Origin of the sequence: Streptomyces canus (assembly GCF_030815415.1) — a bacterium.
GTDB lineage: Bacteria > Actinomycetota > Actinomycetes > Streptomycetales > Streptomycetaceae > Streptomyces > Streptomyces canus_F.
In genome coordinates this window covers 1,533,428-1,549,637 of record NZ_JAUSWW010000001.1, presented here as the reverse complement: position 1 = coordinate 1,549,637, position 16,210 = coordinate 1,533,428, and the positions used below count along the sequence as shown (strand labels likewise).

Genomic DNA, 16,210 nt, shown 5'->3' with positions numbered 1-16,210 from the left:
GGGAGGCTTCCCGGGACCCGGCCGCGCGGGTACACCCGGTTCATGGGGGACGACAACGGGGGAGACCGCCATCGGTGGTGGCGGGGAATGCGTGAATCGGTCGACGGGGCGGATACCGAGCTGCGGCCCGGAGGACTCGTCGACGCGGTGCCGGCCGGCTTCGGCAGCGCCTATCTGCAGTTCGGCGATCTGTACCCGGAGCAGCAGCTCCAGCTGCAACTGCTCTACGGGGACTCGCAGCGCGCCTTCGAACACCGGACGAGGGTGTCGGCGCGCGTGACCGTGGTGCGGGTGCTCGGCAACGCGCTGACGGACCCGCGGCTCGGCGACCGGAAGCCGAACGAACATCTGGCGGACTACGTCGACCAGGAGATCGCCGACCTTCGGGGGCGGCTGGCGCAGGACAGCGCGACGGCCGTCAGCCGGGGCCTCAACATCGGACTCGGGCTGGGCTCCGCCCTCAGCCTGCTGCTGCTCGCCGCTCCGCTGCTGTGGGGCGTGGGTCTGCTCGGGGCGATGGGCGTGACGCTCAACTGCACCAACCGCTGGAGCCTGCTGGGCGCCTTCGTGTGCGGAGGCGTCGGCGCGTTCGGCGCGGTGCTCAGCGTCCTCGTACGGCTGCGCGGCAGCGCCGACCAGCTCGCGCGCCGGCAGACCAACGGGCGCGAGGGCATGGTCGTCCCCGGCCAGATGGCCCGCAGCATGCGCCACGAGGGCCTCTATCGGGTCTTCGTCGGCTGGGTCCTCGCGCTGGCCGTCTACTTCCTGCTCAGCGGGGGCATCGTGCCGGTCTTCCAGACGCCCGCCACGGCGGCAGAGATCTGCCCGGCCCCGGGCAGCCCCGGCTCCGCCGTGAAGGGCACCGACTTCTGGGGCTTCTGGTGCGCGATCGGCTTCGTGGCGGGCTTCAACGAACGCTGGGCCTTCGGCATCCTGGGCCGCGACGCGACCCGCCGGTCGGGCAAGGGCTCGTGAGCTACGCGCCCGCGTCCACCTCGTAGTCGAACCACACCCGGTGCGTGCCGTCCTCGTCGACCGCCATGCCACCCGACCCGGTGATCCCGCTCAGCGCGCCAGTGCCGCTGCCGGGGACCACGACGAAGAACTCGTTCTGCCTGTCCGTGCCGTGCCCAGGGTCGTCGCGGAGTGCGCGAAGTTGAACGCGCCCGCCTTCCCGTTCAGCGAGCCCTCGAAGGACTTCATCGCCACATACGTGCCGACCCCGGAGGCCTGATGGGTACGGGCGTATGGCTCTGGACGCAGCGTCTGCTGCTGGCCGCCCGGGTGCCCTGGCTGCCGTTGCTGCCCGGCGCCGTCCTGGCCGCGGCCGCGACGACCGAGCTCGGGCTGACCGCGCGGCTCTACATGCCCGCCGCGCTGAACCGGGCCCTCGGCGCGTACGGCTCCCTGGGTCTGGTCCTGGTCCTGCTGTCCTGGTTGATCGTCCTGTGCGCCGCTGTCACCTTCGCGGTGACCATCGGCGCGGTACTGGCCGAGTCGCCGCCCCTCGACCGGTACCTGACGGCGGGAGACTCCGGCGGGTCCGCCTCGCGCGCGGCGCCCGGGCGGACCGGGCGATGAGTGCCTGGCGACGACCGAGCCCTCAGCCCACCAGTACGACCTCCAGGGTGCGCGGACCGTGCACTCCCTCGACCCGGTCCAGCTCGATGTCACTGGTCGCCGAAGGACCGGAGATCCAGGTCGACGGGCGGGCCGGGTCGAGGTGTTCGAGAGCCTGGGGCACGGAGGAGACGACCTGCTCCGGGACCCGTACGACACAGATGTGGTGGTCGGGGACGAGGGTGATGCGGCGGCGGCCCTGGTCGGGGGAGCCGTCCAGCACGATCGTGCCGGTCTCGGCCACGGCCACCGCGCACGCCGTGACGACACTGTCGATCCGGTCCAGCTCGTGAGGGGTGCTCTCGATCCGGTCCGGCACCTGCTCCGCCTCGGTCTCGGCGAGCCAGGACGGGTCGAGACCCGGCGGCACGAGCACCGTCCTCGCGCCCCGCGCTGCCAGCATCCCGGCGATCGTCACGGCCAGTTCGTCGGCGGTGCAACGGTGCACGATCGCACGGTAGTCGGCGAGGTTCTCGGCCAGCAGCTCGACGGTCTGCGCGACGCTCCGGTCGCCGTGCTCGCGCAGATAGTCCCGCGCGACCGCCTGGTCGTACGGCGTGTCGTCCGGCGGGACATCCGCCAGCGCGCGCCGCACCCGGCCCAGGATCCGTTCCCTGCTGCTCACTTCGCACCGCCCTTTCCACCGTTCGTCCGCTGCCACCAGTCCCGGAACGGCTCGGCCGGCAGCGGCGGCAGATCCCGGGTGCCGCTCCACGCCTTGCCGGGCCCCGGCAGCTTGCGCGGGTGGAGACGGCGGGTGCGGGAGGCGAGGCGCTGGCCGGTGCGCAGGGCGCCGGGGTGGGCGAACGCCCAACGGGCCGCCCGCATGGCCGCCCGCTCGGCGGCATGCCCCTTGGCCGGCTTGAGCACGACCTTGTTGCCCTCGCGGACCACCGGGCCGCCCTCCACGATCCGTTCCCGCAGATGCACCAGCACCTCGGGGATGTCGATGGCGACCGGGCACACCTCGTAGCAGGCCCCGCACAGCGAGGACGCGTACGGCAGCGAGGCATCGATCTCGCTCTGCGTGCCCCGAAGTTGAGGGCTGAGGATGGCGCCGATCGGGCCCGGGTAGACCGAGCCGTAGGCGTGGCCGCCGGCCCGCTCGTAGACCGGGCAGACGTTCAGGCACGCCGAGCAGCGGATGCAGCGCAGGGCCTGGCGGCCGACCTCGTCGGCGAGGGTGTCGGTGCGGCCGTTGTCGATCAGGACGAGGTGGAAGGCGCGCGGACCGTCCTCGTCCGAAGTGCCGGTCCACATCGAGGTGTACGGGTTCATGCGCTCGGCCGTCGACGAGCGGGGGAGTGTCTGGAGGAAGACCTCCAGGTCCTGCCAGGTCGGCAGGATCTTCTCGATGCCGACGACCGAGATCAGCGTCTCGGGCAGGGTCAGACACATCCGTCCGTTGCCCTCGGACTCCACGACCACCAGTGTGCCGGTCTCGGCGATCATGAAGTTGGCGCCGGAGACACCGACCTTGGCGCGCAGGAACTTCTCGCGGAGGTGGAGGCGGGCGGCTTCGGCGAGTTCGGCGGGCGTGTCGGTGAGGCCGTCGGGGGCCGGGCGCCCCCACTCGCTCATCTCGCGCTCGAAGATGTCCCGGATCTCGCCCCGGTTGCGGTGGATCGCCGGCACGAGGATGTGCGAGGGCCGGTCCTTGCCCAACTGCACGATGAGCTCGGCGAGATCGGTCTCGTAGGCGCGGATTCCCTCCTCCTCCAGCGCTTCGTTGAGCCCGATCTCCTGCGTGGCCATCGACTTGACCTTGACGACCTCCGACTCCCCGGTCTCCTTGACCAGTCGGGTCACGATCCGGTTGGCCTCGTCGGCGTCGGCGGCCCAGTGGACGATGCCGCCCGCGGCCGTCACCGACTCCTCCAACTGCACGAGGTACCGGTCGAGATGACGGAGCGTGTGGTCCTTGATGCGCTTGCCCGCCTCGCGCAGCTCCGCCCAGTCGGACACCTCGGCGACGGCCTTCTCGCGCTTGCCGCGGATGGTGTGCGTGGCGTGCCGCAGATTGCCGCGCAGGGTCTGGTTGTTGACGGCCTCGTGCGCGGCCTCGGGAAAGGCCGGCATCCCTACGAACGTTCCGCTCATGCCGCCGGCTCCTCCTCTGTGCCCGCCAGGATCTCCGCGATGTGCACCGGCCGCATGTCCGTGCTCAGCCGGGCCATGGTGCCGCCGATGTGCATCAGACAGGAGTTGTCGGCCGCGCACAGCACGTCGGCGCCGGTCGACTCGGCGTTGCGCACCTTGTCCGCGCCCATCGCCGCCGAGACATCGGCGTTCTTCAGCGCGAAGGTGCCGCCGAACCCGCAGCACTCGTCCGCACCCGGCAGCTCCACCAGCTCCAGCCCCTTCACGGCCTGGAGCAACTGCCTGGGGCGGTCGCCCAGCCCCAGGCTGCGCAGTCCGTGGCAGGTCGGGTGGTAGGTCACCTTGTGCGGGTAGTACGCGCCGACGTCCGTGACGCCGAGGACGTCCACCAGGAACTCCGTGAGCTCGTACGTCTTCGGGATCACGGGGGCCAGCGTGGTCGCGAGGCCGTCCCCGCGCCCCTCGGCCCGGGCCCGCTCACCCATCCGCGGATACAGCTCCCGCACCATCGCCCCGCACGATCCGGACGGCGTCACGATCGCCTCGTACTCCCCGAAGACATCGGAGAAATGCCGGGCCATCGGCTCCGCCTCATGGCGGTAGCCGGTGTTGTAGTGCGCCTGTCCGCAGCAGGTCTGGGCCATCGGGAAGTCGACCTCGACGCCCAGCCTGGTCAGCAGTTTCACCACGGCGCGACCGGTGTCCGGATAGAGCGTGTCGTTGACACAGGTCAGGAACAGGGCGACACGCATCGCGGCTCCTTGGGATTGATCATCGGATGAGTGTGGGGGCCCCTCCCACACGCGTTCAGCGTAGTGGGGGAGTAGTGCGGCTGGGGGGTTCGGGGGAGACCCCCGCTCACCGGTCGGCGAGCCGGGCCTCCGCCTCGCGCCACGGGGCGGTGTCCCCCTGGGGCTCGTACCGGGTCAGCGGCTGCGTACGGGTGAGCAGCCGCCGTCCGTCCGTGAGGTCGCCGACGAGCCCGTGGGCCCGGGCCTGGACCAGGACGTTCCCGAGGGCCGCCGCCTCCGTCGGGCCCGCGACCACCGGCAGCCCGCAGGCGTCGGCGGTCAGCTGGCACAGCAGCGCGTTGCGGGTGCCGCCGCCCACGACGTGCACGACGTCGACCGGATGCCCGGCGAGCCGCTGTGCGTCGGCGATCGCCCTGCGGTGGGCGAGAGCCAGCGAGTCGAGGATGCAGCGCGTGATCTCGGCAGGCGAGGCGGGCACCGGCTGCCCCGAGGCACGGCATGCCTCGGCGATCCGCTCCGGCATCCGCCCCGGCGCCAGGAACGCCGCGTCCCCCGCGTCCACGACCGACCGCAGCGCAGGCACCTTCGCCGCGTCGAGGAGCAGCGCCCCCAACTCCGGCTCGCCCCAGGCCCGTACGCACTCCTGGAGCAGCCACAGCCCCATGATGTTCCGCAGATACCGGACCGTGCCGTCCAGCCCCAGCTCGTTGGTGAAGTTGGCGGCCCGGCTCTCCTCGGTCAGCACGGGCGCGTCCAGTTCGAGGCCCGCCAGCGACCAGGTGCCGGTGCAGATGTAGGCGAACCGCTCGCCCCCGGCCGGTACGGCGGCCACCGCGGAGGCGGTGTCGTGCGAACCGACGGCCGTCACCGGCACGGGCCCGGCGAGCCCGGTCTCCTCCAGCACCTCGGGCCGCAGCACACCGGCCGGATCGCCGGGCTGCCGCAGCGGCGCGAAGAGGTCCAGGTCGATCCCGAGCCGCGCGGCGATGTCGTACGACCACTCGCGCGTCCGGGGATCGATCAGCTGGGTCGTCGAGGCGTTGGTGAGCTCGGTGCCCTGCTCGCCGGTCAGCCAGTACGTGAGGAGGTCCGGGATGAGCAACAGCCGCGCGGCCTGCGCCAGTTGAGCCGACGAGCGGGCCGCCGTGAGCTGGTACAGCGTGTTGAAGGGCGCGTACTGCAACCCGGTGGCCGCGTACAGCTCCTCGGCCGGCACGGTCGCCCAGACCTTCTCGGCGACGCCGTCGGTCCGGGAGTCCCGGTAGTGCACGGGGTTGCCGAGCAGCGCCCCGTCCGTGTCGAGGAGCCCGTAGTCCACGGCCCAGCTGTCGATGCCGACCGAGTCGACCTGCCCCGCCGCCCGGAGTCCGTCCAGGACACCGCCGTAGAGCGAGAGAATGTCCCAGCGCAGCCCTTCCGGAGTGCGCACCGGCCGGTTCGGGAAGCGGTGCGCCTCGGCCAGCTCCAGGCTGTCCGGTCCGACGCGGCCGACCATGACACGTCCGCTGGACGCGCCGAGGTCGACCGCGGCGTACGACTTCACGCCCGTCACCGCAGGAAGGCGGCCGCGACGCCGGCGTCGACCGGGATGTGCAGACCGGTGGTGTGGGTCAACTCGCCGCCGGTCAGGGCGAAGACGGCGTTGGCGACATGCTCGGGCAGCACCTCGCGCTTGAGGATGGTCCGCTGCGCGTAGAACTCGCCCAGCTTCTCCTCCTCCACGCCGTACACGGCGGCGCGCTGAGCGCCCCAGCCGGCGGCGAAGATCCCGGAACCGCGCACCACGCCGTCCGGGTTGATCCCGTTGACCCGGATGCCGTGCTCGCCCAGCTCGGCGGCGAGGAGTCGCACCTGGTGGGCCTGGTCGGCCTTGGTGGCGGAGTAGGCGATGTTGTTGGGGCCGGCGAAGACGGCGTTCTTGGAGGCGATGTAGACGATGTCGCCGCCCAGCTCCTGCGCGATCATCACCCGGGCGGCCTCGCGCGAGACGAGGAACGAACCCCGGGCCATGATGTCGTGCTGGAGGTCCCAGTCCTTGGCCGATGTCTCCAGGAGCGGCTTGGAGATGGAGATCCCGGCGTTGTTGACGACGAGGTCCACTCCGCCGAAGGCGAGCGCGGCGGCCTTGAAGGCCTCGGCGATCTGCTCCTCGGAGGTCACGTCCACGGTCACGGCGACGGCCTTGTCGGGGCCACCGAGCTCCTCGGCGACCGCGGCGGCGTTGTCACCGTTGAGATCGGCGATGACCACGCAGGCGCCCTCGGAGACGAGCCGATGCGCGATCGCCTTGCCGATCCCGCTGCCCGCACCCGTCACCAGGGCGACCCGCGTCGCGAGCGGCTTGGGCTTCGGCATCCGCTGAAGCTTGGCCTCCTCCAGTGCCCAGTACTCGATACGGAACTTCTCGGACTCCTCGATGGGCGCGTACGTGGAAACGGCCTCCGCGCCGCGCATCACGTTGATGGCGTTGACGTAGAACTCTCCGGCCACCCGCGCGGTCTGCTTGTCCTTGCCGAAGGAGAACATGCCCACGCCCGGGATCAGCACGATCGCCGGGTCCGCGCCGCGCATCGCGGGGGAGCCGGGCAGGGCGTTGCGCTCGTAGTAGGCGGCGTACTCCTCGCGGTAGGAGGCGTGCAGCTCCTTCAGCCGGGCGACGGCCTGGTCCAGCGGCGCGGCCGGCGGCAGGTCGAGAACCAGCGGCGCCACCTTGGTCCGCAGGAAGTGGTCCGGGCAGGACGTCCCGAGCGCGGCGAGCCGGGGGTGCTCGGCGGAGGCCAGGAAGTCGAGCACCACGTCGGAGTCGGTGAAGTGTCCGACCTGCGGCCTGTCCTGGGAAGCGAGGGCACGCACATACGGCGCCAGGGCGGCGGCCCGCTCGCGCCGCTCCGAGGCCTCCAGCGCGCCGTAGCCCTCGATCACCGGCCCGAAGGGCTCGGCCTTGCCACGCTCCTCCAGGAACGCCTCAGCGGTCCGGATGATGTGCAGCGAGTTCCGCTCGCACTCCTCGGAGGTGTCCCCCCAGGCGGTGATCCCGTGCCCGCCGAGAATGCACCCGATCGCCTGCGGGTTGGCCTCCTTGACCGCGGCGATGTCCAACCCGAGCTGGAACCCGGGCCGGCGCCACGGCACCCACACCACGGTGTCCCCGAAACACTCGGCGGTCAGCTTCTCCCCGTCGGCGGCACAGGCCAGCGCGATCCCGGAGTCGGGATGCAGATGATCGACATGCGCCGCCTCGACCAGCCCGTGCATGGCGGTGTCGATCGACGGAGCCGCACCGCCCTTGCCGTGCAGGCAGTAGTCGAAGGCGGCGACCATCTCGTCCTCGCGCTCGACGCCGGGATACACATCCACCAGCGCCCGCATCCGGTCCAGCCGCAGCACGGCCAGCCCACCCTCGGTCAGCGTCCCGAGATCCCCACCGGACCCCTTGACCCACATCAACTCCACATCACCCCCGGTGACGGGATCGGTGTCAGTGCCCTTCGCGGACGCGTTACCACCGGCGTAGTTGGTGTTGCGGGGATCAGCACCGAGCCGATGAGACCGGCCGAGGAGGGCAGCAGCTTCGGGATGGGTGGCCATGACTTCCAGTCCTTACAAGAGAGAGGGCAAGTGCACTTACCTAGGGGCGCGGGGAACTGCGCGACCAGCCACAACCGGCCCGCACCCCGCAGACGACAGAACCCGGCAGACGCTTACGCGCCCCAACCGGCCTGCTCCCCACCAACACGCTCGGCAACGATCTTCTGAGCCCACCCGGACCGCGCATACGCAGCGATGGGATCGGCATCCAGCCCCATCTCCTCGCGCACCTCCCGCAGCAGCGGCCGCACGTCCGTGTTGTACGCGTCCATGATCACGGCGTTCGCCGCGAGAACGTCCCCCGCCGCCTGCGCAGCGGCCAGCGCCGCCCCGTCGACGAGCAGCGCCTTGGCCGTCGCCTCCTGCACATTCATCACCGAACGGATGATTGCGGGAATCTTCGCCTCGATGTTGTGGCACTGATCGAGCATGAACGCCACGTCCGGCGTGAAGCCGCCGCCACGGATCACCTCGTACATGATCCGGAACAGCTGGAACGGATCAGCCGCACCCACCATGAGGTCGTCATCCGCGTAGAACCGGGAATTGAAGTCGAACGCGCCGAGCTTCCCCTCCCTGAGCAGCGTCGCGACGATGAACTCGATGTTGGTCCCGGGAGCGTGATGCCCGGTGTCGACCACGACCTGCGCCTTGGGTCCCAGCTTCAGGCAGTGGGCGTACGCCGTCCCCCAGTCCGGCACGTCGGTGGTGTAGAAGGCCGGCTCGAAGAACTTGTACTCCAGCAGCATCCGCTGCCCGTCCCCGAGCCGCTCGTACACCTCGGCGAGGCCCTCGGCCAGCCGGTCCTGGCGGGCCCGGATGTCGTCCTGCCCGGGATAGTTCGTACCGTCGGCGAACCACAGCTTCAGATCGGCGGAGCCGGTGGCGTCCATGATGTCGACGCACTCCAGCAGGTGATCCACCGCCTTGCGCCGCACCGCGGCCTCGGGGTGGCAGATGCTGCCGAGCTTGTAGTCGTCGTCCTGGAAGGTGTTGGAGTTGATCGCGCCGAGCTTCACCCCGCGGTCCTGCGCGTGCTTGGCCAGCGCCGCGTAGTCGTCGACCTTGTCCCACGGAATGTGCAGGGCGACGGTCGGCGCGACGCCCGTGAGGGCGTGCACCTGGGCGGCGTCGTCCAGCTTCTCCTGCGGGGTACGCGGAACACCCTGTTGCGCGAACACCTTGAAGCGGGTTCCCGAGTTCCCGTACGCCCACGACGGCGTCTCGACTGCCTGTGTCTTGAGCGCGGCCTTCACCGCGGCGAGCTCGGTCACTTCGGGGCTCCTGTGACGTCGGGTCGGAGGGTTCTTGAAAGGTTCCAAGAAACGTTCCGAGAGAGCTTCTGTATGAAACGATTCAAGAGGGGAAGTTATGAGCCGCCCGCAAAGGTGTCAACCCCTGCGACCAAGCCCGTTGCTTGTGACCCGGCTGTGACCTATAGGCATCGAAAGTTTTTCGACACGAACCCATTGACGTGACATGCACTGCATGCCTAACGTCCCGGCAACCAAGTTGAAACCTTTCACGACGCCGTGAGGCAGGGCCCGGGCGTCGTCGAGGAGCCCCTCATGACCCACCCGTCCGACGCGGGTCCCGCCCCGGTGCTGGCGCTCAAGGACATCTCGAAGTCCTTCGGCGCCGTACGCGCCCTGCGGGACGTGTCCCTGGAGCTGTTCCCCGGCGAAGTGCACGCACTCGCCGGCGAGAACGGCGCGGGCAAGTCGACCCTCATCAAGACCCTCGTGGGGGTGCACCGACCGGACGCCGGTCAGGTGCTGCTCGACGGCGCGCCCGTCGTCTTCCACGGCCCCGGCGACGCCCGCGACGCCGGCATCGCCGTGATCTACCAGGAGCCCACCCTCTTCCCCGACCTCTCGATCGCCGAGAACATCTTCATGGGCCGCCAGCCCCGGCGCGCTCTCGGCCGCATCGACCACAAGGCCACCCACGCGGCGACAGCCGCCCTGATGCAGCGGCTCGGCGTCCAACTCGACCCCGACCGCCCCGCGCGCGGCCTGTCCATCGCGGACCAGCAGATCGTGGAGATCGCCAAGGCGCTCTCCTTCGACGCCCGCGTCCTGATCATGGACGAACCGACCGCGGCCCTGACCGGCAGCGAGGTCGCCCGGCTCTTCGGCGTCGTCCGCACCCTGCGCGAACAGGGCGCCGCGGTGCTGTTCATCTCCCACCGGCTCGAGGAGATCTTCCAGATCTGCCGGCGGGTGACCACGCTACGAGACGGCGCCTGGATCGCCAGCGAGCCGATCGAGGGCATGACCGAGGACGACCTGGTCCGCCGGATGGTCGGCCGCGACCTCGACGAGCTCTACCCCAAGCAGGACGTCGAGGCGGGCGAGGTGGCGCTCAGCGTGCGCCGGCTGACCCGGGAGGGTGTCTTCACCGACGTCTCCTTCGACGTCCGGCGCGGTGAGATCGTCGGCCTCGCCGGACTCGTCGGCGCCGGCCGCACCGAGGTCGCCCGGGCGGTCTTCGGCATCGACCGCTGGGACGCGGGGGAGGTCGACGTCGACGGCAAGGCCCTGACGAACGGCGCCCCCTCCACCGCCATGGCCTCCGGGCTCGCCCTCGTCCCCGAGGACCGGCGGGCCCAGGGCCTGGTGATGGACATGTCCATCGAGCGCAACATCGGCCTCACCGGACTCCGTACGACCGTGAAGGCCGGCCTGATGGACCGCGGCGCCGAGCGCAGCCGCTCCCTCGACTGGGCGGTCAAGCTCCAGGTGAAGTACGCCCGCATCGCCGACACGGTCAACACCCTGTCCGGCGGCAACCAGCAGAAGGTCGTCCTCGCCAAGTGGCTGGCCACCGGCCCCAAGGTGCTGATCGTCGACGAGCCCACCCGCGGCATCGACGTCGGCACCAAGGCCGAGGTGCACCGGCTGCTCAGCGAACTGGCCGCCGACGGGGTGGCCGTCCTGATGATCTCCTCCGACCTGCCCGAGATCCTCGGCATGGCCGACCGCGTGCTGGTGATGCACGAGGGCCGCCTCACCGCCGAGATCCCGCGCTCCGAAGCCACCGAGGAAACCGTGATGGCCGCAGCCACGGGGAGGGCCGCCGCATGACGGTGACCACCACCGACAAGACCCCCGTCGCCGAGGTGTCCAAGTCCAGCGGCACCCGACTGGTCGACCGTGTCTTCAAGATGCGCGAACTCGCCATCCTGGTCGTCTTCCTGGTGATGATCGGCGTCACCCAGGCCGGCAACAGCGAGTTCCTGTCCGAGCAGGGCATCAAGGACCTCCTGCTCAACGCGACCATCCTGGTGCTGGTCGCCACCGGCCAGTCGCTCGTCGTCATCACCCGCAACGTCGACCTGTCCGTCGGCTCCATCCTCGGCATCAGCGCCTTCGCCGCCGGTACGTATCTCCAGGGCGGCGGCAACTCCGTCGTGGCGATCGCGCTCGCGGTCCTGCTCGGCATCGGCTGCGGACTGGTCAACGGACTGCTCGTCAGCCTCGGTCAGGTGCCCGCGCTCGTCGTCACCCTCGGCACGCTCTACATCATCCGCGGCATCGACTCCATCTGGGTCGGCTCGCGCCAGATCACGGCGGCCAACCTTCCCGACGGATTCATCGACTTCGGCTCCGGCGGCATCTCCGCGGTGCCCTACCTGGCGCTCATCGCGCTGGCGGTGCTGGTGGCCACCGCGTACTACCTCAAGCACTTCGGCAGCGGCCGTGAGCTGTACGCCCTCGGCTCCAACCCCGAGGCCGCCCGGCTCGCCGGCATCCCCGTCCGCAAGCGGATCCTCGCCGCGTACACCTTCTGCGGGGCCCTCGCCGGACTCGCCGGCGCGATGTACCTGGCCCGGTTCGGCAACGTCGACTCCGGCACCGGCAACGGCTACGAACTCACCGTCGTCAGCGCGGTCGTGGTCGGCGGCGTCGTCTTCACCGGCGGCTCCGGCAGCGTCTACGGCGCCGCCCTCGGCGCCCTGCTGCTGACCTCCATCAACAGCGTGCTGCCCGCCCTCGGCGTCAGCTCCGTGTGGGTGCTCGCCATCAACGGCATCCTGCTCATCCTCGCCATCGCGGTCGACCGGGTCGTCGCGCTGCGCGTGGCCTCGGCCCTGAAGAAGAGGAACGCCCGCCATGCCTGAGTCCCTCAGCCGCGCGATCCGGTGGGACACGATCGTCGGCGCCGTCCTGATCGTCGTGCTCCTGCTGTCCTTCGGAACGGTCGACGGTTTCGGAAACGCCTTCAACCTGTCGTTCCTGATCGGCAGCACCCTTCCGATCGCCCTGATCGCCCTGCCGATGACCCTCCTGGTCGTCTCGGGCGAGATCGATCTCTCGGTCGCCTCCACCGCCGGTCTCTCCGGCGCCGTGATGGGCGCCCTGTGGAACCAGGGCATGACGATCGAGACGATCATCCCGATCTGCCTGCTGCTCGGTGTGGTCTGCGGCCTCGTCAACGGCCTGCTCGTCACCCGGCTCGGGCTGCCCTCCCTCGCCGTCACCATCGGCACCCTCGCCGCCTACCGGGGCATCGCACAGATCGTGCTCGGCTCCGACGCGGTGACCGACTTCCCCACCCAGTACCTGGACTTCGCGTCCGGACGCATCGGGGACACCTTCATCCCGTACGCCTTCCTGCCCTTCCTCGTGCTGTTCGCGATCGCCCTGGTCGTCCTGCACGCCACCCCGTTCGGACGGTCCACGTTCGCTATCGGCGCGAGCGAGGAGGCCGCACGGTTCGCCGGCATCCGGGTCAGGCGGCAGAAGCTGATCCTGTTCACGGTGACCGGCCTGATGGCCTCGCTCACCGGGATCTTCTGGGCGTTCCACTACGCGAGCGCCCGCTATGACAACGCGACCGGGCTCGAACTGTCCGTCATCGCGGCGGTGCTGCTCGGCGGCATCGACTTCGACGGCGGCAAGGGGACGCTGGGCGGCGCGATCGCGGGGGTCTTCCTGCTCGGGGCGCTTCAGAACGTGATGAGCCTCCAGGACGTCTCCGCGCAGTCGCAGATCGTCGTTACCGGTGTCCTGCTGGTGCTGTCCGTACTGGGGCCTCGTGTTGCACGGCAAATCTCCATCGCGAGGGCGCAAAGGCTTACGTCGTAGCGCCGTTCGAAAGCTGCCGGCCGTCAGTGGCTGGTCGCGCAGTTCCCCGCGCCCCTTTGGGGCGCGTCCACTTCACCCTCGTTCAAAGGACTCCACGCCATGCGCAAGTCTTCCCTCCGCCGTAGCTGTGCGGCCCTCGCCGCCGGTACCTCCCTCGCCCTGGCCCTGACTGCCTGTGGTGGCACCACCAAGAAGGACGTCGCGGACGAGGGTGCCTCGGCCGCCTCCACCGCCAAGGCGGACCCGAACGCGGCCACCAAGAAGGGCCTGACCGTCGGCTTCCTGCCCAAGCAGGTCAACAACCCCTACTTCACCTCCGCGGACAAGGGCGGCGAGGCGGCCCTGAAGGAGCTGGGCTCCAGCTACAAGGAGGTCGGCCCGTCCAACGCCACCGACACCGCCGGCCAGGTGAGCTACGTCAACACGCTCACCCAGCAGCAGGTCGACGCGATGGCCATCTCCGCGCAGGACCCGGGCGCCCTGTGCACCGCGACCAAGCAGGCCATGAAGAACGACATCAAGGTCGTCACCTACGACTCCGACACCAAGGCCGACTGCCGCAACGCCTTCGTCTCGCAGGCCTCCGCCGAGGACCTCGGCCGCACCGAGGTGCAGCTGCTCGCCGAACAGATCGACTACAAGGGCGAGATCGCGATCCTGTCCGCCGCGCAGACGGCGACGAACCAGAACACCTGGATCGACTTCATGAAGGACGAGCTGAAGGACCCCAAGTACAAGGACATCAAGCTCGTCAAGACCGCGTACGGCAACGACGACGCCCAGCAGTCCTTCCAGCAGACCCAGGGCCTGCTCCAGGAGTACCCGAACCTGAAGGGGATCATCTCCCCGACCACCGTCGGCATCAAGGCGGCGGCCCAGTACCTGTCGGGCTCCAAGTACAAGGGCAAGGTCAAGCTGACCGGCCTCGGCACCCCCAACGACATGCGCAAGTACGTCAAGAACGGCACCGTCGAGGCGTTCGAGCTGTGGGACCCCTCGAAGCTCGGCGCGCTGGCCGCGCAGACGGCCGTGGCGCTGGTCTCGGGTCAGATCACCGGTAAGGAAGGCGAGACCTTCAAGGCCGGCGGCACCACCTACGCCATCGGCAAGGACGGCGTGATCAACCTCGGCAAGCCGACCGTGTTCAACGCCAAGAACATCGACCAGTTCAACTTCTAGTCCCCTCTGTCCCGCTGGGAGCTGGTACTTCATGCAGCGCGTCTGTTTCCTGCTCAAGGTCCGTCAGGACAAGCTCGCCGAGTACCGCGAACGGCACGCCGCCGTGTGGCCGGAGATGCTCGAAGCGCTCTCGGCCACCGGCTGGCACAACTACTCGCTCTTCCTCAGAGACGACGGCCTGCTGGTCGGCTACCTGGAGACCGAGGACTTCCAGGCCGCCCTCGACGGCATGGCGGCCGCCGAGGTCAACGCCCGCTGGCAGGCCGAGATGGCCCCGTTCTTCGAATCCCTCGACGGAACCCGCCCCGACGAGGCGATGAAACCGCTCACCGAAGTGTTCCACCTCGCCTGATCCCATCCGCGCTTCCCGCTCGCCGACAATGGAGTCCCCCGAGATGAAGAGACGTACGCTGCTGGGCGCCGCCCTCGCCGGTGCCGTGATGACCCCCGCCCTCGGCGCCGGCACCGCCCGCGCCGCCGACCCCGGCCCCTCCGTCACCCGGACCGGCACCACCACGCTCGACAGCCAGGCCGTCTTCTTCGTCTCCTACGACGGCCTCGTCAACAACAACTCGTTCCAGAAGAACGGTCTGTTGACCTACAAGGGCTACCAGTACGCCGTCTGGTACACCGCCGACAAGAACGCCGTCGTCGGACGCCGCGTCCTCGGCGGCACCACCTGGTCCACGGTCCAGGTCGGTCACACCCTCAAGGCCAGCGACTCCCACAACGTCATCTCCATGGGCGTCTCCAAGATCGACGGCCGCCTCCACCTCAACATGGACTCCCACAGCGACGGCTTCACCTACGTCAAGTCGGTGGCCGGGCTCATGGACAACCCGTCCGGACTGAGCTGGACCGCGAGCCGGTTCGGCGCGCCGCAGTCCACCCTCGACGGCCTCGCCCTCACCTCGCAGTTCACCTACCCGCAGTTCATCTCCACCCCCGACGGCAAGCTCCAGCTCAGCTACCGCGTCGCCATATCCGGCAACGGCCGCAACGCCCTTGCCGAGTACGACGGTTCGACCTGGACGAACCTCGGCGAGTGGTCCAGCTCCACCGGCACCTACACCAGCGAGCACGGCTCCTCCACGGCCCGCAACATGTACCTGCACGGCATCGACTACGACGTCAACGGCCGGCTGCACTCCTTCTTCACCTGGCGCGAGCAGAACGGCGCCGTGATGTGCTCCAGCGGCGGCATCACCAACCACGACACCGGCTACGTCTACTCCGACGACCGCGGCCGCACCTGGCGCAACAACGCGGGCACCGTCGTCGGCACCACCGGCGGCTCCGACAAGGTCGCCGTCACCGACTCCGGCCTCGTCATCGACGCGCTCAACCCGGACCACTCCCTGATGAACCAGGAGAGCCAGGCCACCGACTCCGCCGGCCGGCCGCACGCGATCATCAGCTACGTGCCCGGGCGCTTCGGTCAGTGCACCACCAACTACGTGTCCGACCGGACCGCGAACGGCCGGGCGTTCCACGTCCGCAAGAACGCGTCGGGCACCTGGCAGAAGACCGAGATACCGGTGGTGCTCGGCTCCAGCCAGCGCACCAGACTCGTCCTGGACAAGTACGACAACGCCTACGCGGTCTTCCCGTTCGGCCGGATCGCCGGCGCCTCCGCGGCCTCCGGATACACCGACTGGAAGATCCTCTTCGACGGCAGCGGCCTCAACGCGTTCGGCGAGGTCGTGATCGACGAGATGCGGATCAAGGCCGACAACGTCCTGTCCGTCATGTACCAGGAGAAGTCCAGCGGAACCACGCCCTCGGCACTGCACGTCGTCGACTTCGCGCTTCCCGCCTGACCGAAGTCGTCCTGGAGCGGCGTGCCGGTAATGTGAAGACCTGCCCGCCGCTCCTTGTTCA

General features: G+C 69.7%; 16 protein-coding genes. 8 read left to right on the top strand and 8 right to left on the bottom strand.

Going from position 1 to position 16,210, the window contains the following annotated elements:
* Positions 1–87 precede the first annotated feature (87 nt).
* A complete protein-coding gene (locus QF037_RS07270) occupies positions 88–975 on the top strand; it encodes a hypothetical protein (RefSeq protein ID WP_307023005.1) in 888 nt (295 codons plus the stop codon).
* 1 nt (position 976) lies between these two features.
* Here QF037_RS07270 and QF037_RS07265 read toward each other — a convergent pair whose 3' ends face one another.
* Both QF037_RS07265 and QF037_RS07260 read right to left on the bottom strand, forming a co-directional pair.
* Entirely contained in the window at positions 977–1,096 is a 120-nt protein-coding gene (locus QF037_RS07265) for a DUF3224 domain-containing protein (RefSeq protein ID WP_307023003.1), read from the bottom strand.
* Entirely contained in the window at positions 1,066–1,203 is a 138-nt protein-coding gene (locus tag QF037_RS07260; RefSeq protein WP_307023001.1) for a hypothetical protein, read from the bottom strand. The genes QF037_RS07265 and QF037_RS07260 overlap by 31 nt, the downstream gene beginning before the upstream one ends.
* 30 nt (positions 1,204–1,233) lie before the next feature.
* Between QF037_RS07260 and QF037_RS07255 the strand changes: the two genes are divergently transcribed.
* Positions 1,234–1,581 (top strand): hypothetical protein, encoded by a 348-nt coding sequence (locus tag QF037_RS07255; RefSeq protein WP_307022999.1) that lies wholly within the window; start codon positions 1,234–1,236, stop codon positions 1,579–1,581.
* A gap of 22 nt (positions 1,582–1,603) precedes the next feature.
* Here QF037_RS07255 and QF037_RS07250 read toward each other — a convergent pair whose 3' ends face one another.
* From QF037_RS07250 to rhaI, 6 genes are all read right to left on the bottom strand, one after another.
* Positions 1,604–2,245: a LutC/YkgG family protein gene (locus QF037_RS07250; RefSeq protein ID WP_307022998.1), complete on the bottom strand. Its 642-nt coding sequence runs from the start codon at positions 2,243–2,245 to the stop codon at positions 1,604–1,606.
* On the bottom strand, positions 2,242–3,720 hold the full coding sequence (locus QF037_RS07245; protein ID WP_266884840.1) for a LutB/LldF family L-lactate oxidation iron-sulfur protein: 1,479 nt from the start codon (positions 3,718–3,720) through the stop codon (positions 2,242–2,244). The genes QF037_RS07250 and QF037_RS07245 overlap by 4 nt, the downstream gene beginning before the upstream one ends.
* The gene (locus QF037_RS07240) at positions 3,717–4,472 is read right to left on the bottom strand and encodes a (Fe-S)-binding protein (protein ID WP_307022995.1); all 756 of its coding nucleotides are present in this window, start codon (positions 4,470–4,472) and stop codon (positions 3,717–3,719) included. Before QF037_RS07240 ends, QF037_RS07245 begins: the two co-directional genes overlap by 4 nt.
* 106 nt (positions 4,473–4,578) lie before the next feature.
* Complete coding sequence (locus QF037_RS07235; protein ID WP_307022993.1) at positions 4,579–6,015, bottom strand: rhamnulokinase; 1,437 nt, start codon at positions 6,013–6,015, stop codon at positions 4,579–4,581.
* A gap of 5 nt (positions 6,016–6,020) precedes the next feature.
* Positions 6,021–8,060 (bottom strand): bifunctional aldolase/short-chain dehydrogenase, encoded by a 2,040-nt coding sequence (locus QF037_RS07230; RefSeq protein ID WP_307022991.1) that lies wholly within the window; start codon positions 8,058–8,060, stop codon positions 6,021–6,023.
* A 113-nt stretch (positions 8,061–8,173) separates the two neighbouring features.
* Entirely contained in the window at positions 8,174–9,334 is a 1,161-nt protein-coding gene (rhaI, locus tag QF037_RS07225) for an L-rhamnose isomerase (protein WP_307022989.1), read from the bottom strand.
* 294 nt (positions 9,335–9,628) lie between these two features.
* On the opposite strand from rhaI, the gene QF037_RS07220 reads away from it, so the two are divergent.
* The 6 genes from QF037_RS07220 to QF037_RS07195 all read left to right on the top strand — a co-directional run bounded on the left by QF037_RS07220 (position 9,629) and on the right by QF037_RS07195 (position 16,149).
* Positions 9,629–11,146, top strand: a complete 1,518-nt coding sequence (locus QF037_RS07220; protein ID WP_307022987.1) for a sugar ABC transporter ATP-binding protein — start codon at positions 9,629–9,631, stop codon at positions 11,144–11,146.
* A complete protein-coding gene (locus QF037_RS07215) occupies positions 11,143–12,183 on the top strand; it encodes an ABC transporter permease (RefSeq protein ID WP_307022985.1) in 1,041 nt (346 codons plus the stop codon). The genes QF037_RS07220 and QF037_RS07215 overlap by 4 nt, the downstream gene beginning before the upstream one ends.
* Complete coding sequence (locus QF037_RS07210) at positions 12,176–13,150, top strand: ABC transporter permease (protein ID WP_307022983.1); 975 nt, start codon at positions 12,176–12,178, stop codon at positions 13,148–13,150. The genes QF037_RS07215 and QF037_RS07210 overlap by 8 nt, the downstream gene beginning before the upstream one ends.
* A gap of 99 nt (positions 13,151–13,249) precedes the next feature.
* Positions 13,250–14,329 (top strand): rhamnose ABC transporter substrate-binding protein, encoded by a 1,080-nt coding sequence (gene rhaS, locus QF037_RS07205; RefSeq protein WP_307022981.1) that lies wholly within the window; start codon positions 13,250–13,252, stop codon positions 14,327–14,329.
* 31 nt (positions 14,330–14,360) lie between these two features.
* The gene (locus tag QF037_RS07200; protein WP_307022979.1) at positions 14,361–14,681 is read left to right on the top strand and encodes an L-rhamnose mutarotase; all 321 of its coding nucleotides are present in this window, start codon (positions 14,361–14,363) and stop codon (positions 14,679–14,681) included.
* 43 nt (positions 14,682–14,724) lie between these two features.
* A complete protein-coding gene (locus tag QF037_RS07195; protein ID WP_307022977.1) occupies positions 14,725–16,149 on the top strand; it encodes a BNR repeat-containing protein in 1,425 nt (474 codons plus the stop codon).
* Positions 16,150–16,210 lie beyond the last annotated feature (61 nt).